Consider the following 26,120-nt stretch of genomic DNA (forward strand, 5'->3'; position numbering starts at 1 on the left):
CACGATCATCAATCAAACACGGATTGAATGCAAATGCTGCATCAACTGATCAAAAAGCGTTCATGCGTTTGCCCTGCTCTACAACCCAAGCTGATTTTTTGATTGCAGAGTATAAAGAGTCGGAAATTAGACTTTATCCCACTCAAGATGCTGTTAACTTAGACCTAGCAAGTGGCCGTATTGATGCACAAGCAGGTGATATCATGCCAATGACTGACTGGTTAAGTTCAGAAGAAGGCGCATGTTGCGAACGAGTTGGCGAAATGATTACTGACCCTGCCTATGTGGGTGAAGGTGTTGGTATTGCTTTAAGAAAAGAAGACAAGGAGTTGCTAAATGAAATCAATTCAGCTTTAGCTTCCATTATATCAAACGGCATTTATCAGGAAATAAATGATAAATACTTCTCTCTGAATATATTAACCCTTAAATAGATAATATTAGGCATTAGATTAATAATCTAATGCCTAATTATTAAAGAAATGAGTATTAATAGGCATGATAGCAGTTTCGGAAATTTTAGAATACTTAAGCTTTGGCGATACTGGCTGGGGTGATGAGCTGTTAAAAGGCTTATGGATTACTTTGATGCTTGCTTTCACCGCATTACCAGTGGGTTTGATTTTAGGAACGATAGTAGCCTCTTTTTCTATTAGTAAAAGCCGTACAGCAAAAACATTTGCTTTATTTTATACAACAATAATTAGGGGATTACCTGAACTTTTAACTCTATTCATTATTTACCATGGCGTTGGATTGCTAATCAATCAAATTTTGAAGTGGTTTAGCTCCAAAAACTTATACTTTGAATTTAGTCCGTTTTTAGCTGGTGTTGTGGCTTTAGGGCTTGTATTTAGCGGCTACTCTGCAGAAGTACTTCGTGGTGCATGGCAGTCTATAGATAAGGGACAAAGAGAAGCAGGCATCTCCTTATCCATGAAAAGAGTACAGATTTTCTGGTTAATTGAGCGTCCACAGATCATGCGAATAGCATTACCTGGATTAGGTAATTTATGGATCAATTTAATAAAAGATACAGCCCTAGTTTCTGTAATTGCTCTTGATGATTTAATGAGAGTAACAAACATTGCGGTTGGATCTACTAAAGAACCGTTTTTGTTCTACCTTACTGTCTGCTTAATATATTGGGGGGTCTGTATCATATTCGAGAGAATACTCGAGATACTTGAGAGACGCTCTAACCGTGGATTTCGATCTAACAACTAATATAAAAGGTAAGTTATATGTTAGATATCATACAAAGCCATACTTCTACATTATTAAATGGTGTAATACTAACCATTAAAATTACTTTTATATCAGTAATTATCGCCTCAATACTTTCTATCCCACTTTCTGTTTTAAGAGCAAGATCAGAACTATACTTTAAATTACCTATTAAAGCATTCATCTCATTTTTCCGTGGTACACCATTAATTGCTCAACTTTTTCTTGTTTATTACGGAACAGGCCAGTTTCGCCCTTTTTTAATGGATATTGGTATGTGGGCTTTCTTTAGGGACCCTATAAATTGTGCCTTATTAGCCTTCACGTTAAATTCACTCGCTTATCAAACGGAAATTTTACGTGGTGCCATTCAATCAGTTAACAGAGGTTCTATTGAAGCAGGTCGAGCAATGGGGATGAAATCAACCTTGCTTTATCGTCGAATCATTATGCCCCTTGCTTATCGCTTAGCCTTTCCAGCTCTTGGTAATGAGTACATTCTAATGCTCAAAGGAAGCGCTGTTGCCAGTGTAATTACCGTTATGGACTTAATGGGACAAACAAGACGAGTTTTCTCTCAAACGTTTGATATATCAACATATTTTATTGCTGCCTGCCTTTATTTGTTAATTACAACCGGATTTGTATTTTTTTGGCACCAGATAGAACGGATTATTAATAGACACCTTGTTTATAAGAAAATCTCTGTTAACCACCGAAATTCATTCCAAACAGGTCACTCATAGATCCCCCAAAAATTAACAACGAACTTTATACCTTTACCAGTAATAAAACTTAAAAATAGCGATGATAAAAGTGATATTTCTATCTCTTCAGATTCGCTCGACTTAAAAAAGGAAAACCTATGAACACTCTAGAATTACAAGCTCCATATTTAATTTTTCTGGGCGACGCTGAAGACTTGCTTATGGCAAAAGTAGCAAAAGGAATAGCCCATTGGCGACCAGAAAAATGTGTTGCTCAGTTGCGTTTAAAAGAAGCAAAGGCAGACCTAGGGCTTCCAGAAATGTCTATAGCGGCGGCGGCTGAAGCGGGTGCAAAAACTTTTGTATTAGGCTTAGCTCCAATTGGTGGTAATTTACCGAAAGAATGGATAAGCATACTAATAGAGGCGATGGAAGCTGGGTTAGATATAGCTAGTGGTCTCCACATGAAGTTAGCGGATATACCTGAATTGGTCGATACAGCTCTTCGTACTGGGCAAACTTTATTTGATGTTCGAGTACCAAAAGGTGAAATGGTATGCGGTACTGGGTTACCACGATCAGGTAAGCGCTTACTAAGTGTGGGGACAGACTGCTGTGTAGGCAAAATGTTTACCACGCTAGCAATTCATAAAGAGATGGAAAAGCGTGGCATAAATGCAACATTTAGAGCAACTGGCCAAACTGGTATCTTAATTGAGGGGAATGGTGTTCCTATAGACGCTGTAGTATCAGATTTTATTGCTGGCATGGTTGAAACACTCTCTCCAGATAACGTCGAGAATCACTGGGATATTATTGAAGGTCAAGGCTCTTTGTTTCATCCAGCTTATGCAGGTGTAAGCCTTGGGTTACTTCATGGCGCACAGGCAGATGTTTTGATTATCTGTCATGAAGCTGGTCGTATTCAAATGGACTCTATGGAAGGTTATGTGGTACCTGATATAAATAAGGTAATCGAAGTTAATCTTGCAATGGGAGCCGTTACCAACCCAAATATTCGTTTAGGTGGGATATCACTTAATACTGTCAATTTATCTCATGAAGAAGCTCTTCGTGAGATAGCACATCTTGAAGAAAAATTTGGGGTTCCAGTTGTTGACCCTGTCCGTACCGGAGTGGCTTCAATTGTAGATCAACTGGAGAACCTATGATGCGAAATATGTCTATAGATACTGAAAAATGGCCGTTACATAAGCCGTTTATCATCTCGAGGCTAGTACAATTAAATGGTGAGGTTATTGTTGTCACAGTTGAGCAAGATGGTTGCACTGGTCGTGGTGAGTGTGAGCGTATGGATGTATTTGAGCCTGATTATCCTGATATTTTAAAAATGATAGAATCAGTAAAACCTTTAATTGAAGCTGGATTAAGCCGAGAGGAGTTACCATTACACCTTCCTGCAGGAGCTGCTAGAAATGCGGTAGACTGCGCTTTATTTGAATTAGAAGCCAATATGCTAGGCTGCTCAACTTGGGAATTGGCGGGCTTAAAAAATTCACCGTCGCCAGTCACTACGGTATTTACACTATCTCTAGATACTCCAGAAAATATGGCTAGTGCCGCGGCACTGGAAAATCATCGTCCTATTTTAAAACTTAAGCTCGGGCGAGATGGTGATCTAGAGCGGGTAAGAGCTATACGAGCCGCAGCACCTAATACAAGATTAGTCATTGATGCGAACACTGGATGGAGCTTTGCACAACTCGAAGAGTATTTACCGCATCTTGTCAATTTAGGTGTTGAGATGATAGAGCAACCACTTCCCCCTCTGGAAGAGCATTTATTGTCAGGATTAAATCCTGCAATACCAATTGTTGCTGACGAATCCTGTTTGGACCGTTCCTCTCTTCCTATGCTAATGGGTCGGTATCAAGCAATTAACATTAAGTTAGATAAAACAGGAGGAATAACTGAAGGCCTTGCCCTACTAGAAGAAGGGCAAAAACTAGGATTTGATATAATGGTTGGTTGTATGATTGGCACTTCTTTAGCGATGGCGCCAGCTTTATTGCTTGCACAACAGGCGCGTTGGGTTGATATTGATGGTCCACTCTTACTGTCAAGAGACAGAGACCCTGCCTTGCACTATGAAGGTAGTACAGTTAACTTTGTTAAAGGTGTATGGGGTTAACATTTTTAAGGAAATTACGATCAACGGAGCACAAACAGTTGGTCTCTTTCCTCCTATTAAAACACAAAATATCATCAATTTTAGTACACCCTTCCCCTAAACAAGGCAATGTAACCCTGTTTAGGGTTTTTTTGAACGGTTTATGTCTGACTGAAATCGTCTTATTTTCAGGCGTCAAACTGTCTATTCGAGTTGTGCAAATATTTCATGTCTTTTCATTATAAAACCCTTCTCAAATCTCCCCTGCATGTTGTGTAATTAGGCGATAAATGCTCACGTTTCATCGGCCAGGTTGGAGATGTGCCTTGCGACGCAAAGAACACGTTACCTAATCCACTGTGGTTAATTTTATCGACAACAGACATCAGTGCTTTTGATTGCGTTCGGTTTATTGAAGGTTGAAACAAATCTTCTTGAAAAGTACCCTGTTCATAAAAGTCAGCCAACATAACCCCCGCTTTGGCAAAGCGAAACCCCGCTCGGTAGATTTGTTGGAAGATCACATTCGTCACCTCCAATAAATCGCGGGTGTCATCTGTGGGATTGGGCAGTTCCGCTGACAGTGCTTTTGAGCACTGCGGCTCGCCAGGAATAAATGGACTGGTTCTAATGAATACAGTCACAACACGACAAAGACGCTGCTCACCTCGCAATTTTTCGGCCGCTCTCGTGGTGTATTTCGCTACAGCTTCTCGTAATTCTTGTTTATCCGTCACTTTATGACCAAACGATCTGCTGCATACAATCTGTTGTTTGGTGGGTCGAACGGTTTCAAGCTCCAGACAAGACGCTCCATTGAGCTCACGGACAGTGCGTTCTAACACAACAGAGTACTCGCTGCGTATGGCTTTGGGGTTAGCGCGGGCCAAGTCTAACGCGGTATGAATGCCCTGAGCTTTAAGCCGTGTTGATATGCGCCGTCCTACTCCCCAAACATCACCCACATCGACCAACGCCAGTAGTGCATATTTCGGAGCATTCCGAACGCGGTTTTCGCTCTTCCGAACGCTGATTTCGGAGTTCGCTTAAAAGTGTTCGGATAATCGCGGAAATAGGTGTTCGGATCATACCGAAACGCTATTTTTCAAGTAAGTTGTCGCGTATTTTACATTATGATAACAAACTTGGTTAAGCCGCTTTCTTTTCCGGATTCAAGAATACTTCACTGATATAGTTCCAGTCTCTCGTCTGTCGACTCCACCTTTCCGGGCTAGTTAGCTGGGCTTGGCGATAGACCTGCTTTCGCTGAACAAGGATTTCTATATCTTCACCGTTATGTCTTTGTTGAGGTGTCACATACTTGATACCGCTGTGTTTGTGTTCCCTGTTATACCAATGGGTGAACTCTGCCACCCATGCTCTGGCATCATCTAAAGAGCTAAACCCTGCTACAGGCCAAGTTGGATGATATTTAACTGTTTTGAACAGTGATTCTGAATATGGATTGTCATTGCTTACCCTTGGTCGCGAATAAGAACTTATGATCCCGAGATCCTGCATCTTAGCCAGCAGTGTAAAACTTCTCATTGGAGCACCATTGTCTGAGTGGAGAACCACCTGTGATGTGACACATTTTTCACTCCACACCGCTCTTTGTAGAAGCTCGGCTGCATGCTCTCCTAGCTCTTGCTCAAAGACATCTGTACCAACAATTTTTCGGCTGAAAATATCGGTAATCATATACAGATAGTAATGGTTGCCTTTTATCACTGACGGCAAATAACTGATATCCCAACTCCACACTTGGTTTGGTGCTGTCGCTTTCTGAGCACGTGGCCGCTTATAGCAGCCTTTAGCCTTAGCTCTCGAACGACTAGCCAATTGATTGTGCTCCCTAAGCACCCGGTAAAATGTAGCTTCAGAAGCAATATAAGTCCCTTGGTCAGCAAGGGAGGGAACAATCAGATTTGGTGGACAATTTGCAAACTCCGGTGAGTTACAAATATTCAAAATAGTCTGTCGTTCCTCGTCTGACAGCTTATTGTGTGGTGTCGGCCTGTCTGAAGAATTGCGCATATCTTCAGATATTGCTCCAGTATCACTGTCTACCCATCGTTGCAAGGTACGGATAGATACCCCAATGACCTCACATGCCCGAGTCTTACGGGCACCTTTGAAAACAGCTTCTTCGACAAGAGTCACGATATTCAGCCGCTCTGGGAGAGAAGTTAATCTTCCTCGTCGTTTTCCCAGAGAGCATTGAACTTTTCCCGCAACACCAGAAGGGCTGCGGTTTCAGCTAAGGCCTTATCTTTTCGGGCTAATTCTCTTTCTAATTCTTTGATTCTTTTTCTATCTGCACGGCGTTGGGAATCTTGTTTATGCTTAATTTCATTTTTCGGTTGATGTGCTTGAATGGAAGCGGTTCGCCACTTCTTTACTTGTTCCACGAAGAGCCCTTTTTCGCGGCAGTACGCCGACAGTTCATGCTCGGACATGGTGGCAGTCTCAATAACAAAAGAAAAAACCTGTTCGGCGCTATAATGTGCGTTTCCTCCGTCATCATTAATTGGTAGCAAACCCTCTTCCTTCAATTCTTGTCTCCACTTGTTAACTGTTCCATTCCCAACATCTAATTTATCAGCAATATGCCGAACAGAGTAACTATATGGAGGAAGCAACCAAACTCTTCCTTGCTCCCTTATTTCTAAATCAATTGCAGGCCTTGGCATGTTGTCTCCTTAAATAGGTCAAATTAATAGGCGACAACTATGCTGACACGGGGGGGAAATGGCTGTTCGGAATGCTCCGAAATATGCAGAAGGCACACCAGCTTGGCTTTTTCTTTTTGTAAGCAGCAATCAACCAATCCACTTTGATGTCTTTTAGCTCTTCTCGTTTTTGAGCACCTCGATAACCTGAATCCGCCGAGATAAAACGTTCTTCACCATTAAGTAGATATTCTGTTTCTGTGATGTTGTGTACGTTGTGCTTAGACTTTGCGTTAGCCCTGTTCTAGCATCAACGCCGATCTGAGCTTTTAGCCCGAAGAACCACTGCTTACCTTTTTGAGTCTGGTGCATTTCTGGATCACGTGCTTTTACTTTATTCTTGGTTTAAATAGCTGATTCAATAATAGTGGCGTCGACAATCGTGCTTTCTTTTAGATAAATGCCAGCACTGAACAACCACTTGTTGATCTCTTTGAACAGCTGATGGGAGAGCTTATGCTTTTCAAGTAAGTGTTTAAAATTCATGATAGTCGTGTAATCTGGAACAGGCATTGCCTAACGACAATCCAGCAAACAAACGCATGGGCGTGATTTCATAAAGCGTGTCTTCCATAGCAGGATCGCTCATATTGTACCAATGCTGCATGCAGTGAATGCGAAACATCGTAGACAGCGGTTACGGGCTTCTTCCTTTTCCAGCCTTTGGATAGAAAGTTTCAATAACCGCTTCAAGCTGATTCCACGGCATCAGTACATTCATTCGAGTCAAGAAAATCTCTTTACATGTTTAAATACGTTTGTTGTTGCATTCGCTGTCGGCAAAAGTGAGTTGATGTGACATGGTTAGACTCGAAGATTAAAGGTGTATTATCTCGTGCGCGGGACTTATTCGCATATTCCTTAGACAGTTCTCACAACTGCACGACTTTTTAACAGCAGTTTCCTTAGCTGACGCTCACATTTCTTGCTCGTTTTGTCTAAAAATAATCACTGTTGTGCATGTTTATACTGGTGGATAAATAAAAAATCATTTAGCATCAATGGATAAAGATTTTCAGGACAGAGAAAACGCGCTGGGGATAAAAGTTATAACACGCACGCTTGTTTAGCTATTTTTGAATTTTATGAAAGAATTTATAAAACACTTTAAATTCAGTTGGTTATAGAGAAATCTAGACGTTTTTTGAAATGTGTAAACGCGCATGCGCACTATTAAAATGTTAGCCAGCAATTCATTTACATTGGCAATATGATTAAATTTGGAACATTACGTAAATATGCTAAAACTAAGAATTGGATTTCAAACAAGATGATTGAATTTCTCAAAATACCTTTTAGATGGTTTTTTTCTACTCAACCAGAAGAAAAAAATGAAACAGATCCTGCCAAAAAATTATTAAACAGCATGAGAATTACTGCTAAATGTAGATTTAATGCTTCAGTTAGATTAAAGAGAGCAAGTACATATTCATTCTTAACTACTACGATATTATCGCTAGGTTTAATATTTATCCCTTTATTTCAAAATTCAGGCCTCCCCATTCCATATAGCTCTGAAGTGCTAAGCATGTTGCAGATATTCTTAGCTGTTGCGGTTCTTGTATACTCAGTTGTTAACGCAACAGCTAAGTATGATTTACGAGCACAGTCATTAGATGATTGCGGTGTCAGCATCAAAGAGTTAATCCGTACGCTTAGAAATGAAATGGCGGAGTCTAAGGCAAGTGGAAAGAGTATTAATCTAGAAACATACCATGATAAATATCATGTGATCTCAACAGAACCAGAAAATCATACTAGGGTTGATCATCTTTTTGCTGTTTTGGATACTCCTAGTGATTTCGATATTACAGGTGGGAAAAGGTTATTCATGCATATTAAGTCATATTCCATGTATTTACTTTCTTATATAATCCCAACATCGATGATGCTTTTTGAAATATTATTTATTTTAGATATGTTAAAGATAACAACTTGTTTTAAAGGTGTTTTTTCAGCAGTAGCTGGCTAATCGGGTAGCCGGAGGTATCTAGCCTCCAGCCCCCACAACACCCTGCATGCGGATCCGCACAGGGCGTTTCACTTAGAATGGTGAAGCTTAATCCATCCATCGCGTAACGAATATAATCCTTCGGTTTTTAAATAAGCATTTGATAATGCCTGATTAATCCCCGGAGTTTTAGAGCTACGCCATGGGCCTTTACTCGTAATACCACAAGCTACCGCAGCTTGAACGCGAACACCTAGCCTCATTAAATTTCTTACTTTAGTGCGTGGCTTTCGCCACTGTCGCCAATAAGCCATTCTAACTCTGCGACGAATCCAATGATCTAGATCCATGCAAAGTTGATAGCAATTGGCGATACCAAAATAATTAATCCAGCCCCGTAAATACTGGCTGGTTTTAAAGAGCTGATAGCGCATCGACACGCCCCAGTTTCGGTTGGTTAAACGCCGTACTTGTTCCTTAAATCGATGCAGTGTTTTCGGATGAATCTGAATTCTTCCTGATCGAAAAGTGAAGCCCAGAAATTTACTTTCTGAGGTTTTCACAACGCAACTTTTATCACTGTTAACGATGAGTTTTAATCGACGCTCCAAGTAGTTCGAGATGCTGTTAAGGATACGTTCGCCAGCACGCTTACTTTTCACCAAAATAGTAAAGTCGTCAGCGTAGCGAGCAAACTTATGGCCTCGTTTCTCTAATTCTTTGTCGAGTGGATCTAACATAATATTCGCGAGCAGAGGTGAAAGTGGGCCACCTTGTGGAACGCCTTCACGGCTTTCTGAAAAGTAGTTATCTTTCATTATTCCTGCACGTAAATACTTTGCAATTAATCTCAATAACGCTTTATCCTTCAGCTTATAGCTCAGGTACGTCATTAATAGATCGTGATTCACTCGATCAAAGAACTTCGAAAGATCAACATCAACGGCAAAGCGTCGGCCTTCCTTGATAATGTTTTGTACTTGTTTAGCAGCTTGCTGCCCATTTCTGTTCGGTCTGAATCCAAAACTGTTATTGGAAAATGTCGGATCAAAAATAGGCACTAGTATTTGAGCAATCGCTTGCTGAATGACGCGGTCTTTAATCGTAGGAATGCCAAGCTGACGAATACCCCCGTCAGGCTTTTCAATTTCTACGCGACGAACAGGATCAGGTTTATAAACGCCTGATTTAAGTTCTTGCATCACTCGTTCCCATTGACCGGATCTTACCCAGTCTGGAAACTCTTCAATGGTCATGCCATCGATGCCAGCGGCTCCTTTGTTGGCTCGAACACGTTTCCATGCAGCTTGAATATTTTCTCGCTGCAGGGTGCGTTCGAATAGATTTTCGCTAAAGGATGGCTGCAAGCTAAAATGCTGAGTCACGTCATTACCGGACGGTATTCGTGTGTTCAAATCTGGCAAGGCTCCTCCTTTATTCTAAATGTTCAGGCCTTCACCGTGTCCCAGCCATTACGATGGGCGTTTGGCTACTATGCCGTCTGCTGACTTCTGCTTAATCACTAATATAGTTACCCATATCAGCGCTATCGGTTTCATCATATTTGCTCAAACAGTTTGATGAATTCTGTTTGCCAAGCCTGTTTAAATCAGTAGCTTAGAACTGTTTAAGTTTCCGATCGCCTGTTAAGCAGATCTCCCCAGATAAGAGCATGAACTTTCCCTGCGCAACTGCATCATTTACGGTGGCCGTTAGATCACAGGGCTTCGTCGTCTTGTGCCAACTCGCCTCCAGCCTACGCCTCATATGATATTCTTGTTCATCAGCTCGCAGTTTTGCTAGCGGCTTCCTTCAGACCAAACCTCGCGGTTAAGCCCTTGCCATTCGCTAGTAGTTAACATCTAATAACGACATAAATCGCTAAGGATGGTGACCTTCCTACAGAGGACTTTCACCTCATTAGTTCATGCCCATGCTGGGCGTACACAAGCGCTTTAAACGGAACGTAAACAGTTGGCTGTTGTTCGTTCCTCACAAATTTTAGCCAACTATTTCCGTCCGCTTAAGCGGGCGTTAGGTATTCAGAGGGAACTATGAAAAATTACAAATCCCTAATTAGTAATTTGCCTGTAGCAGACCATGCTATTGGGACAAAACTAGCTACTTGGGAAAAATATCAAGAGAGCCACCCAGAAATCTGGAATACATTACAATCTATATTTTCTGGTGAACTGGAGGTAAAACTATGCAGACAAGACCTCAAAGACATCGCTCATACTCAGGATTACAAAAAGTTAATAATAGCAACCATTCTATGGGGCTACTCATCAGGTATGAGAGGTAACAATTTCTCAAAGATTATTAATAAATTGCCTGAAATAGTATCTTTATTACAGTGTGCATCGAAGGGTATTGATAACTGGAAAATACACTACAAAAAAGTAAAAGAAATTAGTGGACTAGGATTATCTACATACTCAAAATTTCTATATTTTGTTGGTGGTAAAATTGGAGAGCATGAACCACTAATTTTGGACATACGTGTAATTGAAGCCATTAATACAGGTATATATAAAGAGTTTGTTGGTATGAAGCGTATAACTTATACAAATGCTCCAAACCTTTATCCTGAATATCTGAAAATTATGAATAATTTCGCACTATCTTCAGAATGCACCGCAGCACAGGCAGAGATGTTTTTGTTTATATTTGGGCAAAATTTAAAACAACATACCTAAGGAAATTGCGATTAAGAAGTCGCACAGCAGTCAGTATTTCTAACTCAGTTAAAAAAGCGCAAAATGTCACCTATTTCAGTACTTTTAGTCCGTAAACAAGCTCATTCAGCCTTGTTTACGGGCTTTTAAACGGATTAACCCCTTGTAGCTCGTATCATCTTGTCAATTCTAAACACATTGGCTAAGGCAAACAGCATCGCCAGTTTGTTATCATTTTTCTTTAAGCCGCGATAGACGACTTTCCTAAAACCGAACTGACGCTTTATGATCCGAAACGGGGGCTCTACTTTTGCTCTGATACTGGCTTTTATGTATTCCGTTCGGATGGGTTGCTTATTTATTCTTGGATGTTTCTTGAGAAGGTGCACCTTGTTTGGCATTTCAGTAATCAACCAATCCGCTTTGATGTCTTTGAGCTCTTCTCGTTTTTGTGCGCCTCGATAACCTGAATCCGCCGAGATAAAGCGTTCTTCACCATGAAGCAGATGTTCAGTTTCTGTGATGTCGTGTACGTTGGCCGCCGTTGTGCTTAGACTGTCCGTTAGCCCTGTTCTAGCATCAACGCCAAATGTTAACTTTTAAGCCAAAGTACTACAGCTTATCTTTTTTGAATTTGGTGTAGCTCTTAGCCATGTGCTTTCGTTTTATTCTTGGTATGTGATCTCCCGGCCAAACAATTAGTTGAGCCATCAGACCTTATCGATATTAGTTTACGCTGTCCTTATAATTCTAGAACACCTATTTCGCAATGGTGAGCTGACCCGAATTCGTAACTTCAGCAGCCAAAATATGGATATTATCTTTCCACAGGCAAGCTTAAAAATTGACTTGGTGAGATGAGCTCTATGTACTTTGCAACTTCCATTGCTAACAAGTCATTTCCTCTATCAGCTATGATTTGAAGTCCCACTGGAAGACCATCAACTTGACCGCATGGGACAGATAAAGCAGGTTGCTGTGTTAAATTAAATGGATAAGAAAATGGAGTCCACTCCATCCAATGCTTTTGTTGATTATTTTCAGTATTTTTTCCAGCGTCAAAAGCTGTTCTTGGCATAGTAGGCGTAATTAAAATGTCATAGTCAGTATGAAAATTCTGCATAATAGCCCCTAATTCGGCTCTTCTATCTGTAGCTTTCATATATTCCACAATTGGTATTTTTGAGCCTTCATTACCTATTGCTAAAAAGCCAGGATCTAGAAGCTCACACTGTTGAGCACTAAAATTCGAAATAACTTTGGCTGCTCCAGAAAACCAAAGAGTTGAGAATGTATCTATTGGGTCCTGAAAGGGAGGATCAATTAGCTGAACAACAGCTCCCATTTCCTCAAGCTTCTTAACAGTTGAGTCAACCAGGGAATAGACTTTAGGATCAACATCAACATATCCTAACGTAGGACTATAAGCGACCCGCAGTCCTTTTAAAGGTTTAGGACTATATTTGTCTTTATGATCTTTATATATACGAGTTGAGTACCAGTCCCTGCTATCTGGCTGTGTAATAACATCCATCATTAGAATACTGTCTTGGACCGTTCGTGTCATAGGTCCAAGGTGGGATAAAGTGGTCATAGCACTTGCCGGCCATTGAGGAATAAAGCCAAATGTTGGCTTTATTCCAAATACACCACAAAATGAAGCTGGAATACGAATAGACCCTCCTGCATCGCTCGACTGATGAAGCACTCCCATATTTAATGCTGCAGCGACAGCCGCTCCACCAGAAGACCCACCGGAGGTCTTAGATGTATCCCACGGATTTCTAGTTATTCCCGTTAATTTGCTGTCGGTAACCCCTTTCCACCCAAACTCTGGAGTAGTCGTTTTACCAAGTATAACAGCACCTGCAGACAACATATTTTTTGTAAATGGTGCATCATAGGTCATCGGAGTATCATTAGTTGTTAATGAGCCATTACGATTTGGCCATCCGGATACAGATGTTAAATCCTTTATAGAGCTTGGCACTCCATCAATTAGACTAAGTGGCTTACCCTTATACCAACGAATCTCCGACTCACGAGCAACTTTAAGGGCCTCTTCTTCGGCCAAATAGCAGTATGCATTCACAATACTATTGCATTGAGAAATTCGATCAAATGATGCCTGAACGGCTTCAACAGGTGAAAGTGCTTTTCGCTTAAAAAGTTCGGTTAGCTCAACAGCCGACATGTCAGCAATATTAGTTTTAATTACTTTATTCATGATCAATAACACCTGCTGAAGACAATAAGACATTTAGCAAAACAGATGCACCAGCACCTAAATCTTCAATATCTGCTCGTTCTAATTCGTTGTGACTTATTCCTCCTTCACAGGGGACAAAGATCATACCTGCCGATGTAACATCAGCCATAAAAATTGCATCATGGCCAGCGCCACTTACAACATCCATATTTGGGTACCCCAGCAAATCAGCTGCATCTCTAACGCTACTAACGCAATTTGAATCAAAAGCTATTGGTGGAAAGTCAGCTGTTGGTGTAATGATAATATTAACTTCATACTTACTAATTAATTCATCAATTTTTAAACGCAAACTACTTACCATTTCATCTAATTCGGGTTCATTGAGATGTCTTAAGTCGGCAGTCATTTTAACCGTACCCGGAATAACATTTCTGGAACTTGGAAATACATCAAAACAACCGACAGTTCCACGCCCATGAGGCGCATGACTAATTGCGATACTATTGATAAAAAGGATTAACTCTGCACCAGCTAATGAGGCATCCTTTCTCAACTCCATTGGAGTTGGACCTGCGTGAGCCTCGACGCCTGTTATCTCAATATCAAACCACTTTTGACCAAGAGCACCAATTACGACACCGACTTGTTTAGCCTGATCTTCTAAAACAGGCCCCTGCTCTATGTGAGCCTCGAAGTAAGCGGTGGCTGCATGACCAATATGACTTTTACTACCATCATAGCCAATCTGAATGAGCGCCTCCTTAACTGATACGCCCGCCTCGTCGCAAGTACTAAGCGCTTCAGCTAAGGGGAACTTTCCAGTAAATACACCTGACCCCATCATGCAAGGAGGAAACCTTGAACCTTCTTCATTCGTCCATGCAACGACCTCAATAGGAGCAACAGTTTCAATTTTTAAATCATTAAGCGTTCGAATAGCTTCTAGACCTGCCATTACGCCAAAACAACCATCAAATTTTCCGCCAGTTGGTTGGGTATCAATGTGTGAACCCGTCATAACAGGTGGTAGAGAGTCATCTCGTCCAGCTCTGCGAGCAAACATGTTACCAATTTCATCAATTGTTACTTTACATCCAGCTTCTTCACACCATTTTTTAAATAAATCACGGCCTTGTTTGTCAAGTTCTGTTAATGCTAGTCTATTAAGGCCACCTTTTTCCGTATGTCCTATTTTTCCGTGTGTCATCAAAGAGTCCCAAAGGCGGTCAGAATTCACTTTAATAACATTATCTTTTGTTAAAAATGTTGATTTATTCACAACTAATATCCTTTTATTAAACCGCAAGATATCTATTTTTTATTTCGTTCTGATTACTGAATTCTGCTTGTGTTCCTTGATAAACAATTTCACCAAGCTCAATGATGTAGTGCATATCTGCTAACTTCTCACAAACAGATAAGTTTTGCTCAACTAACAAGACACCTACACCTGCAGAACGAATTTGATGGAGAATACGAACTATTTCATCAACAATAACCGGAGCTAACCCTTCTGTTGGTTCATCAAGAAGTAGAATACGAGGATCATTAACCAAAGCTCTTGCTATTGCTAGCATTTGCTGCTCACCACCAGAAAGAGCATTACCACCATTTTTACGACGCTCTTTTAATCGAGGGAACATGTCGTAAATATCATCTAGGCTCCAAGGACTATTCTTATTAATGGCAATTTTAAGGTTTTCTTCAACTGAAAGGATTCCAAATATACCGCGATGCTCAGGGACGAGAGAAATTCCTCTTCGAGCAATTTCAAATATTTCTTTACCTTCCAAATTTTCATTATCAAGAACCACTTCACCCTGCTGAGCTTTGACAATACCAACTATTGTTTTAAGGGTTGTCGTTTTACCTGCTCCATTTCGACCTAACAAAGTGACAATTTCTCCAGATTTTACGGATAAATTGATACCATTTAGAATATGACTTTTTCCATAATAGGAGTGTAAATTACTAATAACTAGTTCACTCATGCCCACTCTCCCCTAAATAAGCTTTTTTAACCATTTCATCACCTTTAATTTCATCAGGAGAGCCTTCAACAAGAATATTTCCTTGATGCATTACAGTAATTCGATCTGATATTGACATAACTAGTCTCATATTATGCTCTATCAACATTACTGTGTGCTCCTTACCTAGTTCAGATATCAGCCCAGTCATAATAGGAATATCGTCAACACCCATACCGGAGGTAGGTTCGTCAAGTAGAAGCAGTGCTGGTGAACCACACAACGCCATACCAACTTCTAATACCCTTTGCTGACCATGAGAAAGTTCACCTGCTAGTCGGTCAGATACATCATTTAGTTGAATTTTATTTAGAACTTCATGTGCTTTTTCTAAATTATGGTGGTTCTTATTTTCTGACACCCAGAATTTAAGAGATTTAAGACCATCACGACCTTGCGCAGCAATTCTTAAATTTTCTAGAACAGATAACTCTTGAAATAAGCTTGTAACTTGAAAGGAACGAGCCATCCCTTTAGAAACCCTCTTATGGGCACCTAGGTAAGTTATATTTTCATTATTGAAATGTATTTTTCCGCGAGATGGTTTTCGCTCTCCAGTCAAACAGTGGAAGAGTGATGTTTTTCCTGCTCCATTTGGACCTATAACAGTATGAATAGTACCTTTTTGTATTTTTAGATTAACTTCGCCAACAGCCGAAAAAGCACCATAGTCCAAACCAAGCCCTGAGGTTTCTAATAAATACTCACTCATTTTGATACCTCTGTAGATGATTCTTCTTTATTCTTTTTGTTGCTTATTAGTTTATTAAATAGTGAGGTTACCCCTCCCCATAGTCCACCAGGTAAAAATAGAACAACTGCGATCAGAGCAACTCCAAGAATCATCATCCATCTAGGCCATATAGAAGATAATACATCTCCAAGAAGAACAATAGCACCAGCGCCTAGTAAGGAACCAAGTAGTGAGCTTGTCCCACCAATAATTGTCATAATTAATATATTTTCAGACATTACTAAGTCTATATTGGAGAGAGGAGCAAAATTAAGAAGCATTGCATACAATGCACCAGCTAGACCTGTTATAGACCCTGATATTACAAACGCGACTAATTTAAAATGATTTGTAGAAAATCCAACTGCTGATGATCTATTTTCATTCTCTCTTATTGCTACTAACGTCGTGCCAAAAGGTGAGTGTATAACTCTTCGTGCAAATACAAAAACTACAAAAAACACAATGGCTACGAATGCATAGAAAGACTCACTGCTTTTTAAATCACTAACTGTAATACCAAGGATGTTCAAAGCAGGTCTAGGAACATCTAATAGTCCATTATCCCCACCTGTCCAATCGCTAAATGTATAAGCCAAGAAATAGGCCATTTGAGTAAAGGCCAAGGTCAGCATGACAAAATATATACCAGTTCTACGTATCGACAATGAACCAACTATAAAAGCTAATGCAGCCCCTACTAAAATAGATATTAGAAGAGCACTAATCAGGCCAAAATTAAAATGTATCATTACCAATGACGCACTATATGCTCCTCCTCCAAAAAATATCCCCTGGCCGAAAGATAATAGTCCGGTGTAACCTAACAGTAGATTACAAGCTAGAGCAGCTAACGCAAAAATAAGAATCTCTGTCGCTAAAGTAACAGATGGCAATATAAATGGCATTAGCACAATTAGCACAAGTGCAATGAGGGTTATCCCTCTGAAAATAGAAGTTTTGCTATTCATTTATGCTCTCCCAAACAGTCCATATGGTCGCAATAAAATGACGAATGCCATCGCTCCATAAATCATTAAACTAGCTCCCTGCGGCCATATAGTCGTCATTAGACTCTGGACCAAACCAACTAAAAGTCCTCCTACTAGAGCGCCTGTAAAAGACCCCATACCTCCTATAACAACCACAACAAATGCAATACCAAGAATTTCTGGCCCGACGAAAGGATGAATTCCCCTTATTGGTGCCGCAAGTACCCCGGCTAGCCCAGCTAAACCAACCCCTAATGCAAAAGTAATCGAGAAAAGTCTATGTGTATGAGTACCAAGCAGGGAAACTGTCTCTGCATCTTCGCTACCGGCTCGCACCAATGCTCCAAATTTTGTTTTATCTAGAAGTAGCCACACCAAAATAGCGACAACAGCAGCGAACCCAATGACAAAGAGTCGATATTGTGGATAAAAGAAATCACCAAGTTGAAAGACCCCTTTAAGCGAGTCGGGAGGAGATATATGTTTACCAATTGGTCCCCAAATAGAGACGCATAACTCTTGAATGATTAAAGCGACACCCAAGGTTACTAAAATTTGGTAAGTATGCGGTAAATGATAAACTCTTTTTATTAAAGTCCGTTCACAGACCCATGCAATTAAAGCAATCATAATAGGAGCGATAATGAGTGCCACCCAATAATTACCAGTTACAACTACTGCCGTATAACTTAAATATGCGCCTAAAAGATAAAATGCACCGTGAGCAAAATTTACAAAATTAAGTAATCCGAAAATGATTGTCAGCCCTACCGAGATAAGGAAGTAAATCATGCCAAGACCAATTCCGTTTAGAGCCTGAAATAAATATAGATTCATATTGACCTCTCTTGAGTATGGAATGCCACTTAGTCAATAAAATTGATAAGTGGCATAATATAGCCTTTTAAATACCGCTACATTCTAAAGAGGACTCGTCTGGAAATGATTTTCCATAGCTAACAATATCAGCATAATCATCTGAATCATTCATTTTGGATGCTGCTTTACCCTTCAATAAATAATAGTTTTTAAGAACCTGATGGTCTGCGGCACGAACAGTCTCAGTTCCTGTTGGCCCTTCATATGATTTTCCTTCAAGCGCATTCGCAACTGCTGTTGGATCCGTTGTTCCAGCTTGAGCGATTGCATCCAGTAATATTTTCGTACTAATATAATCAGCTGCTAAAGGATAATTTGGTGTTATTCCATATACATCCTTCACATCTTTTACCAGCTGATTATTAAGTGGTGTGTCAACCGTATGCCAATATTGAGCTCCAAAATACACATCCTCAGTGACCGATGCGCTTAGCTCTTGAAACTGTTCCAATCCAGACGACCAAGTAACTAGAATAGTCATCTGATTTTTAAGGCCAAAATTTATTGCTTGACGCAAAGTATTTGAAGACTGAGCACCAAAATTAAGTATTAATAAAACATCTGGTTGAGATGCCATAGCATTGGTCAGGTACCCGGAAAACTCTTGTTCTTGTAAGGAGTGATAGCTATTACCAACATGCTCTATACCAAGCTCTTCAAAAACAGTCTCTGCATTTGATAATAAAGCCTCACCAAATACATATTGAGGTGTAATCGTGTACCAACGTTTCTTCTCTGGATGCTCTTTAAACAAAGGAATAACTGTCTCTCTTATTGCACCATAAGTTGGTACAGACCAACGAAATGTCGAGGCATTGCAGTCAACTCCCGTTAGTTCGTCAGCACCAGCAGGGGTAATAAAAACACCTCCTGATTTATTTACCTCTTTACCAATTGCTAATGATGTAGATGACAATGTTCCACCGTCAAAAAATTTAGCATCTTTTTGACTTATTGCCTCTTGAACTTTTCGTAATGCTTTACCCGCATTACCTTCTGTGTCAATCACCTTATAGTTTGGTTTTTCTCCGAGTAGTTCACCGTATTGATCAACCGCTAGCTTAGACCCCATATCTGCATATTTGCCATAACTAGCAAATGCACCAGACATAGATTTAACACCATAAATGGTTACCGCATCATCTTGAGCTAATGTAGCACCTGATAAAGAAGCTACTGATATTGCTAACGCTGTACACTTAATATATTTATTAGTCATTTTCCGTTCCTTTTATGTTATTTATAAGTATTTAAGGCTCTATAAGCTCTTCTTATTAACGTTTTCCTTTGCTTTCCTCCTTTACATTTTTTTTGAAATACTTCCATCTAATGCCACAAAATGTCTTTCTGCTTCACACATATGCTCTGACATTAGCATTCGGACTTTTTTTACGTCCTTTTTTTCATATGCATTAATAAGTGCATAATGGTATTCAACGTTAGATTTGGTGAATTCAAAGTAATCAATCAAATATGATTTTTTCAAAACAACCAAATCTCTTAGAGACTCATTCAAAAAGCGCCCAAAAAATCCCAAAATTGGATTTGGTGAAGCATCTGCTAGAACATTGTGAAACTCTAGCTCAGCTGTTTTTTGAAGACGCTGCTCCTCTTCTGTAGTGGGCTTATTACTACATTGATCTGTATAGAGTCTTAATTTAGATATATCGTCGTCAGATAAGAAACCAACTACTGAAACTGCCAATTCAACTTCTATTAATTTTCTTAGTTGATAAAGCTGTTTGGCGCTTATATGACGAAAGTACAGATAGTTTCTGAGAGCCTTGCTGGCTGGCTCTGTACCAACTTCTTGTAACCAAGCTCCACCGCCTGGACCAGGCTTAGTTTTTATTAACCCCTCAACTTCTAAAGCTTTCATAGCTTCTCGAACTGTGCCTTTTGACACCTCATACTGTTCAATTAAGTCCTTTTCACTTGGAAGACGATCCCCCGGAACAAGCTCGTCGGAGACTATGAGTCTTTTCACCTCATCAACAATCAAATCCGATAATTTTCTTTTTGCTTTACTCTTGAATTCAGTTGTCACATCAAATCCTAAAAAATATTTCCAATATGTAAATAACCATATTAATCATGATTAATTGAAATTAATAAAGCAATTACGTGGCCAACTTTTGATGTTTAGTATTGGTATCGAATGGAAAATTTCAGATGTAAAAAATCTAAAGTAAAGTAAAGCATCTGGTTAATATTTAGTTAAACATCTGATTTGAATGAATATTTTCATATAGCTTAGAATTTAGATTTTTATTTTTCAGGAATGTGAGTAGGTTTTTGAAATTTTTTCTATTGCAGAAGCTGAAGTCAATAACTATAAAGTGTTGAAATTGTGCTCAATAAAACGCACCAAAATAGAGCTAAAATTAGTGTCTTTGTCTAGATAAGATGCAAGTAAGCCCTTCCCATTAGACAATTCACTTTTAACCCTCGTGTCTCACCATGTCACATCAACTCACTTTTGCCGACAGCGAATTCAACAACAAACGTCGTAAGACACGCAAAGAAATTTCCCTTTCTCGGATGGATGAATTGAGGTCTTGGGGCCAGCTTGAAGCCGCTATTGAGCCTTTTTACCCTAAAGCAGGAAAAGGAAGAAGACCGTATCCGTTATCCACCATGTTTCGCATTCACTGCATGCAGCATTGGTACAACATGAGCGATCCTGCTATGGAGGATGCGCTTTATGAAATCACGTTAATAACGAACAATAGTTAAATATTTTCCTAGCTTTTTAGCGATATTTATCGAATTTAGTGTCCCCTTCGACTTCCCGTCCCAGAAGGCAAATATTTTATCAGCGCTTTCGATGATTTGTTTGTTACGGACAATACCTGCACCACGACCATAGAGCTTCCAGTCTGGCTTGAATATTTGGATTTCTAAGGAGTAATCAGCGGCAAATTTTTCAGCTAACGTGTCGGCACCTTTTGCGCCACCAGAAATGATGACGGTAATGGTGTTGACGTCTATGCTTGTCCTTAGGGCTTCTTCAACTAAAGAGTAGTCAGAGAACGAGCGGGAACCAATAATGGCTACTTTCATATATAACTCCGGTAATTTAGTAAAGTCAGGCTTTATCATTGCTTTATCGTAAAGACTTGGAACATTATTGGCTTTTAAAGCGACATATTGTGACGTTTGTAGAAGAGCCGCCAAAACGACAGACTAACGAAACCCTTGGTGTCTTGATACTTTCTATTTGGTGGGCATTGCGTCATATTGTGTCGCAGATATAAACAGTAATGCAGCGGATAAACAGCAGGAGCTCACTATGGCAGATTCAGGCATGCGCCAAATTCTTATATTGATGGAATTACCACGCTGGCCCAAATATAAGACCACCAAGCAGTTGGTAGACTATCTTAAAAACCAAGGTATTAATGTCACAGCAAGAACAGTGCAACGTGATATTCAAATGCTATCAGCCAGTGGTGCGTTTAGCATTATTGATACACCAGCAACAGGTCGTGGCAAAGAGGGTGTGGGCTGGGCTTTTAGTGAGCATTCCATTAATCGTGGCTTGCCAGTAATGGATCCATCGGCAGCTTTAACATTACTAATGGGCTATGAGCACCTCAAATGCTTAATGCCAGAAAAAGTGTTGAAGCATATTGAACAGTACATAGATGAAGCCAAAGCTATTTTAGAAACCTTTAACCAGGCTAATTTTACCAGCTGGTTTGATAAAATACGCATTTTGCCAAACACGGTTCTAATGCCTGCCAAAGTGGATCAAGAAGCTGTTGGTGAGATTTATGAGGCTTTGCTTGCTAATACAAAATTCAAATGCCGCTACAACAGCAGACCTGATCAGGTCGTTAGCCCCTTTGGCATTGTGCAACGAGCCAATACTTTGTACTTAATAGGCAAGTTTTTTGATTACGATGACATTCGTATTACAGCATTACAACGCTACAGTGATGTAGAACGGCTAGATGAAAGCATTAAGCAAGACCCAAATTTTAATATAGATGGCTACCTTGACCGAGGCGAAATGTCGTGGCCTTGGGATAGAGAAAAATCGGACACTACGGTCAAGCTAAAAGCCAACATTCATAGCTACTTAAAATACCACTTAACAGAAATGCCATTATCAACTGACCAAAAAATTCAAAACAATAAAGAACTCGAGAGCCACAAGCTCACAGCAACGGTTATTGACAGCCATGAGCTCCGGTATTGGATTTTAAGCCAGGGCGATAAAATAGAAGTGCTATCACCCAAATCTATGCGCCAATGGATTGCGCAAATTGCTGGAAATATGAACACCATGTACCAGCACGAATGATCATCGACATAGGCGTCATATCTGCCAAAGATGATGACTAACCAGCAGTTTTTTTGAAATGACGGACGTTATGGATATGCCACTTGATGTGCACCCCACTGTCTTTTACTCATGGATTTGCCTTGATCTTAGATAAATCCTATTCTGTTTTTCACTTCGCCTTTTAAGGCTTGCTCTTCCTTTAGCCTTGAAATTAGATCGGCTAATGATGTAACAGGGTTAAAATTGTTTTGTCTGCTTATTAAGGCAAAATCGCCAGGGGTTATGGCGTGCAGGTGATTTATTTGGTTGTTTAATGCGTTGGCCTTTAGCTCAATCTCAAAGCTTTGACAAAAGCGACCAAACATATCGGTCAATTGTTTTTGGTTCAAATAGTCAAATTTTATCTTGGCATCAAAACGGCGAATTGAGGCAACATCTAACGTATCAATGAGATTGGTTGTTGCCATAAAAATGCCTTCAAAGTTTTCCATTTGTGTGAGCATCTCATTCACCTGGGTTTGCTCCCACGATCGTTGAGCATTCGCTCGGTGTTGTAAAAAGCTATCAATTTCATCCATCAACAAGATAGCGCCCTCCTCCCTAGCACGCTTAAAGGCTCGAGCAATGTTTTTTTCGGTTTCACCCACGTAGCAAGAAAGTAAATCGGAAGCCTTTTTGCAAATAAAAGGTAGCTCCAACATCTTGGCAATGTGTTTACCAAGGGCCGTTTTACCCGTGCCTGGTGGGCCATAAAAACACAAACGACCTTGGCGAGAGGCTTTAAGGCCAGCAATCACGACGGCAATATCGACGCTGGTATTCAGAAAATCAGTGTTATAAGCCTGCTCTTTTATTGGATGGTAATGCACATTAATAGTGGGATGGTTTTGGGCTTCAAGTGTTTGGTTAATCAAGCTTGTAAATACGGCATCAGTGTTAATACTCGTGTCATGCCCTCTAATAATGTCAGTAACTTTGGCTGCATTGGCAACAACCGCAGGTGTAAGGCTATCGGCTTTAGCTAATTGCTTGACTACGTGTTCGCTTAAAAACTTTCCTGCATATTGGTTAAGCACTTTTTTGCGCTGTAACTCCGGGGGCACAGCCAATTCAAACACCATGGCGTAACGCCTAATAAACGCTGGGTCCAGACCATTACGCGTATTAGCTAGCCAAATTGTAGGTGTGGCGTTTTCCTCTAATGAACGGTTAAGCCAAGCTTTACAGTGCTGTGCCGTACTTTGTCTGCTAAAACCTCCAGATTGACCATTTTGTGCTTCATTATTAAATACGTCTTCTGCCTCATCAAACAGTATTAACGCCTTGCGGTGTGATAAAAAGCTGTGCGCTGCTGATAACGCTCGCAAGCGTCTTTCACCACTGATGGGGTGACCATTATCATCTTCAGTAGTTACCTCAAATAAATCTGTTTGCAACTCTTGTGCTAGCACTTTTGCCAGCTGTGTTTTGCCTGTGCCAGCAGGGCCGTAAATATAAATATTAATGCCCTTTAAACCCTGTTTAATGGCTTTCTGCAAAAACGGTAACAAGATAGCCAGCTGCTTAACATGCTCATAATCACTGAGACCTAAAGTGGTAGAGAGGCTTTTAGCAACCGTGCCTTTAAAAAGCTCTGCAAGGTCAGTCTCACCGATTAATACAGCATCGGCAAACCTTGATGAAACCAACTCTAATTTTTCATCAAGCGTTGTTATATGCTCTTCTAGTTTTAAAATGCCCGAACGTACCAAGTTACTGTTAGTACCCAATGCCTTTTTAATGGCACTTTCGGGGATATTTAAAATAACCGATAAAGCATGGTAGGCTTTAGAAGTCGATAAAGTGTAACTTAAATAGTCAACGCATTTTACAAGCAGTAGCTCTGTTTTAGTAAGAATACTAAAACCAACCAAGCATTGTTCTACATCATCTAACTCAATCTGCATACTCAAGCTTTTTAAGTTATTTTGTAAGTTTGAAGGCAATAAATTACCTTCGCTTTGAAGCTCCATTGCTGCAGCGGTGGCAGAAAGCTCGCGTTTTATTACTTGTGGATTAAATTCGATGTCTCCTTCAATATAGTGACCCAAGCCCAAAAATTCAGCGATGCTCTCGTCTTTAAAATGGTGCTTTTGCACAAACTGATTCACCGCCGATAAATTAACCAAAATTCTAAGCACCCAAAGCTTAATAATAGGCTCGGCATTTTTATCGCATTTATCAATAAAACCTAACGTTTTATAACTTTCCATCGTGCACCCCTTTGCTTGTTTTGAAGCATTGTAGGGATTTAACGCGACAATATATGACGTATTAAAAGTCGATTAAATCGACTTCCTCAGTTTTTAACTGGAACTCGTAGGTTTGCTAGTTATTGTCTTAATTAAGAAAAAGAAGATATGAACAATGAACTTCCCATGAGTTAATTCATTTTTGGTTTTCAAGACTCGCCATGTAACATCGGCAAAAATTTAACAACGAGTTACTACCTGCCAAAGCAGAAGAGCAACCTAATTTCTGTCCGGAATTAGTTGACCACTACACTCTGCATCTGCTGAATACATGGAAGGTTATACTTCAATGATTCGACGAGATCCTATTGGCGTTGTAGCTTCTCTAAACTTTCACATTCCGCTCATTTTTGAACTCAAATTAACATTCACTAGTCAACTGACCTTGTCACATAATTAAAGAGGCTCAATTAATTCCTATTAACATCACTTCTAGGGAAACTGCGATCAAGAAGTCTGACATTAATAATTTTATTTTTGATGACGCTGGATTCAACAGAGACCCTAACGCCGAAAACGCTGGCGCAGCTTTTTGCTCCTTTTCTTTTTTTAACAAAAATGCGACAGCTTTAGCCGTCCCCGTGATTTGCCTTGTTAGACACTTTTCGCATGCAAATATTCCATTACGAACACTACAACTGTATGGGATGCATTAACTGCTAGCCTTGCCTCTGCTTGAACAATAGAAGGGGGAGTTTGTCCTCTTCCATGTGCGGAACCTATATGGGACCTGAAAGCTCCAACTCCATCGATTACTGCAGATAGCCCCTTTAAAATCTTATGCTGATCTGCAGCTAATACGGCATCAGAATTCAAAGGAAGGTCAATACGCACTACTCCCCATAGATCTATTACGTTTAGTTTTCTCGGCATCTCAAGCTCAAACTTCTCGATATAAAATTTCAATGCAGATTCAATAATTGAGCATGCAGCTGTAATTGATGCATGAGGGTCTGAAGATATGTTTAGCACAGCTCTTTCGAATTCTTTTTCTATAGACGAAAAGTCACTAGTCTTAAAAAAATCTTCAAGAGTTTTGGTTATTGAATTTGAACCTGCTGGTATGACATGGCCATTCACTCTATATACAAGGTTGTTTTTTGCTAAAGCAGCAGAGATCCTTTCTTGTCCTGCTTCAAGGTCGTTTCCACAAAAAGAATCGTTATCCATATATTTTTGAATAACACCACCCCCCTGTGTCAGGATAGTTGTCGCCTCATTTGTTATTTTAAATAAACAGGGGACGGTAAGTGAAAACCAGTGGAT

Annotated in this window: 22 protein-coding genes and 3 pseudogenes; 9 read left to right on the forward strand and 16 right to left on the reverse strand. The window is 40.0% G+C overall.

Annotation, left to right across the window (positions count from 1 at the left end; translation table 11 throughout):
• The 5 genes from J9B83_RS14695 to dgcA all read left to right on the forward strand — a co-directional run.
• The coding region (locus J9B83_RS14695) for a transporter substrate-binding domain-containing protein (RefSeq protein WP_211537572.1) at positions 1-434 on the forward strand (434 nt) is incomplete at its 5' end.
• Positions 435-498: 64 nt separating this feature from the next.
• Positions 499-1,227, forward strand: a complete 729-nt coding sequence (locus J9B83_RS14700) for an ABC transporter permease (RefSeq protein ID WP_211537573.1) — start codon at positions 499-501, stop codon at positions 1,225-1,227.
• A gap of 17 nt (positions 1,228-1,244) precedes the next feature.
• Positions 1,245-1,973 (forward strand): ABC transporter permease, encoded by a 729-nt coding sequence (locus J9B83_RS14705; RefSeq protein ID WP_211537574.1) that lies wholly within the window; start codon positions 1,245-1,247, stop codon positions 1,971-1,973.
• A gap of 119 nt (positions 1,974-2,092) precedes the next feature.
• Positions 2,093-3,106, forward strand: a complete 1,014-nt coding sequence (gene dgcN / locus J9B83_RS14710; RefSeq protein WP_211537575.1) for an N-acetyltransferase DgcN — start codon at positions 2,093-2,095, stop codon at positions 3,104-3,106.
• The gene (dgcA, locus tag J9B83_RS14715; RefSeq protein WP_236037338.1) at positions 3,103-4,086 is read left to right on the forward strand and encodes an N-acetyl-D-Glu racemase DgcA; all 984 of its coding nucleotides are present in this window, start codon (positions 3,103-3,105) and stop codon (positions 4,084-4,086) included. Before dgcN ends, dgcA begins: the two co-directional genes overlap by 4 nt.
• A gap of 218 nt (positions 4,087-4,304) precedes the next feature.
• Here the strand turns inward: dgcA and J9B83_RS14720 are convergent, their stop codons facing one another.
• From J9B83_RS14720 to J9B83_RS14730, 3 genes and pseudogenes are all read right to left on the reverse strand, one after another.
• Positions 4,305-5,030: a DinB/UmuC family translesion DNA polymerase gene (locus tag J9B83_RS14720; RefSeq protein ID WP_328797748.1), complete on the reverse strand. Its 726-nt coding sequence runs from the start codon at positions 5,028-5,030 to the stop codon at positions 4,305-4,307.
• Positions 5,031-5,214: 184 nt separating this feature from the next.
• Positions 5,215-6,758, reverse strand: a protein-coding gene (locus J9B83_RS14725; protein WP_407944029.1) for an IS3 family transposase whose coding sequence is annotated in 2 segments (ribosomal slippage) — positions 5,215-6,296 and positions 6,296-6,758 — 1,545 coding nt in all. Because the reading frame shifts where the segments join, the coding sequence is not laid out codon by codon here.
• A gap of 124 nt (positions 6,759-6,882) precedes the next feature.
• Positions 6,883-7,599: pseudogene (locus J9B83_RS14730) on the reverse strand (IS5 family transposase); the annotation flags it as partial.
• Between the two features lie 468 nt (positions 7,600-8,067).
• Here J9B83_RS14730 and J9B83_RS14735 point away from each other — a divergent pair.
• Entirely contained in the window at positions 8,068-8,769 is a 702-nt protein-coding gene (locus J9B83_RS14735; protein WP_211537576.1) for an SLATT domain-containing protein, read from the forward strand.
• A 68-nt stretch (positions 8,770-8,837) separates the two neighbouring features.
• Here J9B83_RS14735 and ltrA read toward each other — a convergent pair whose 3' ends face one another.
• Positions 8,838-10,172, reverse strand: a complete 1,335-nt coding sequence (gene ltrA, locus J9B83_RS14740) for a group II intron reverse transcriptase/maturase (RefSeq protein ID WP_211537577.1) — start codon at positions 10,170-10,172, stop codon at positions 8,838-8,840.
• A 630-nt stretch (positions 10,173-10,802) separates the two neighbouring features.
• On the opposite strand from ltrA, the gene J9B83_RS14745 reads away from it, so the two are divergent.
• Entirely contained in the window at positions 10,803-11,447 is a 645-nt protein-coding gene (locus J9B83_RS14745; protein WP_211537578.1) for an 8-oxoguanine DNA glycosylase OGG fold protein, read from the forward strand.
• A 134-nt stretch (positions 11,448-11,581) separates the two neighbouring features.
• Here J9B83_RS14745 and J9B83_RS14750 read toward each other — a convergent pair.
• From J9B83_RS14750 to J9B83_RS14790, 9 genes and pseudogenes are all read right to left on the reverse strand, one after another.
• A pseudogene (locus J9B83_RS14750) lies at positions 11,582-12,038 on the reverse strand (transposase); the annotation flags it as partial.
• 205 nt (positions 12,039-12,243) lie between these two features.
• Positions 12,244-13,653 carry an amidase gene (locus J9B83_RS14755; protein ID WP_211537579.1) on the reverse strand — a complete coding sequence of 470 codons (1,410 nt, stop codon included), beginning with the start codon at positions 13,651-13,653 and terminating at the stop codon, positions 12,244-12,246.
• Positions 13,646-14,917 carry a Zn-dependent hydrolase gene (locus J9B83_RS14760; RefSeq protein WP_211537580.1) on the reverse strand — a complete coding sequence of 424 codons (1,272 nt, stop codon included), beginning with the start codon at positions 14,915-14,917 and terminating at the stop codon, positions 13,646-13,648. The genes J9B83_RS14755 and J9B83_RS14760 overlap by 8 nt, the downstream gene beginning before the upstream one ends.
• 16 nt (positions 14,918-14,933) lie before the next feature.
• Positions 14,934-15,629 (reverse strand): ABC transporter ATP-binding protein, encoded by a 696-nt coding sequence (locus tag J9B83_RS14765; RefSeq protein ID WP_211537581.1) that lies wholly within the window; start codon positions 15,627-15,629, stop codon positions 14,934-14,936.
• Positions 15,622-16,380, reverse strand: a complete 759-nt coding sequence (locus tag J9B83_RS14770; protein ID WP_211537582.1) for an ABC transporter ATP-binding protein — start codon at positions 16,378-16,380, stop codon at positions 15,622-15,624. Before J9B83_RS14770 ends, J9B83_RS14765 begins: the two co-directional genes overlap by 8 nt.
• Positions 16,377-17,372: a branched-chain amino acid ABC transporter permease gene (locus J9B83_RS14775; RefSeq protein ID WP_211537583.1), complete on the reverse strand. Its 996-nt coding sequence runs from the start codon at positions 17,370-17,372 to the stop codon at positions 16,377-16,379. Before J9B83_RS14775 ends, J9B83_RS14770 begins: the two co-directional genes overlap by 4 nt.
• Positions 17,373-18,230, reverse strand: coding sequence for a branched-chain amino acid ABC transporter permease (locus J9B83_RS14780; RefSeq protein WP_211537584.1), 858 nt, complete (start codon positions 18,228-18,230; stop codon positions 17,373-17,375). It abuts the gene before it with no gap.
• Between the two features lie 67 nt (positions 18,231-18,297).
• The gene (locus J9B83_RS14785) at positions 18,298-19,491 is read right to left on the reverse strand and encodes an ABC transporter substrate-binding protein (protein ID WP_211537585.1); all 1,194 of its coding nucleotides are present in this window, start codon (positions 19,489-19,491) and stop codon (positions 18,298-18,300) included.
• A gap of 81 nt (positions 19,492-19,572) precedes the next feature.
• On the reverse strand, positions 19,573-20,319 hold the full coding sequence (locus J9B83_RS14790) for a FadR/GntR family transcriptional regulator (RefSeq protein WP_211537586.1): 747 nt from the start codon (positions 20,317-20,319) through the stop codon (positions 19,573-19,575).
• Between the two features lie 413 nt (positions 20,320-20,732).
• Here J9B83_RS14790 and J9B83_RS14795 point away from each other — a divergent pair.
• Positions 20,733-20,984, forward strand: a pseudogene (locus tag J9B83_RS14795) (transposase); the annotation flags it as partial.
• A gap of 3 nt (positions 20,985-20,987) precedes the next feature.
• Here the strand turns inward: J9B83_RS14795 and J9B83_RS14800 are convergent.
• Positions 20,988-21,335, reverse strand: coding sequence for a DUF2493 domain-containing protein (locus J9B83_RS14800; protein ID WP_211537587.1), 348 nt, complete (start codon positions 21,333-21,335; stop codon positions 20,988-20,990).
• A gap of 229 nt (positions 21,336-21,564) precedes the next feature.
• Between J9B83_RS14800 and J9B83_RS14805 the strand changes: the two genes are divergently transcribed.
• Positions 21,565-22,581 carry a helix-turn-helix transcriptional regulator gene (locus tag J9B83_RS14805; RefSeq protein ID WP_211537588.1) on the forward strand — a complete coding sequence of 339 codons (1,017 nt, stop codon included), beginning with the start codon at positions 21,565-21,567 and terminating at the stop codon, positions 22,579-22,581.
• 128 nt (positions 22,582-22,709) lie between these two features.
• On the opposite strand, the gene J9B83_RS14810 is transcribed toward J9B83_RS14805, so the two are convergent.
• Both J9B83_RS14810 and J9B83_RS14815 read right to left on the reverse strand, forming a co-directional pair.
• The gene (locus tag J9B83_RS14810) at positions 22,710-24,653 is read right to left on the reverse strand and encodes an AAA family ATPase (protein ID WP_211537589.1); all 1,944 of its coding nucleotides are present in this window, start codon (positions 24,651-24,653) and stop codon (positions 22,710-22,712) included.
• Positions 24,654-25,448: 795 nt separating this feature from the next.
• The coding region (locus J9B83_RS14815) for an abortive infection family protein (RefSeq protein WP_211537590.1) at positions 25,449-26,120 on the reverse strand (672 nt) is incomplete at its 5' end.

Source organism: Marinomonas vulgaris (genome assembly GCF_018145875.1).
GTDB lineage: Bacteria > Pseudomonadota > Gammaproteobacteria > Pseudomonadales > Marinomonadaceae > Marinomonas > Marinomonas vulgaris.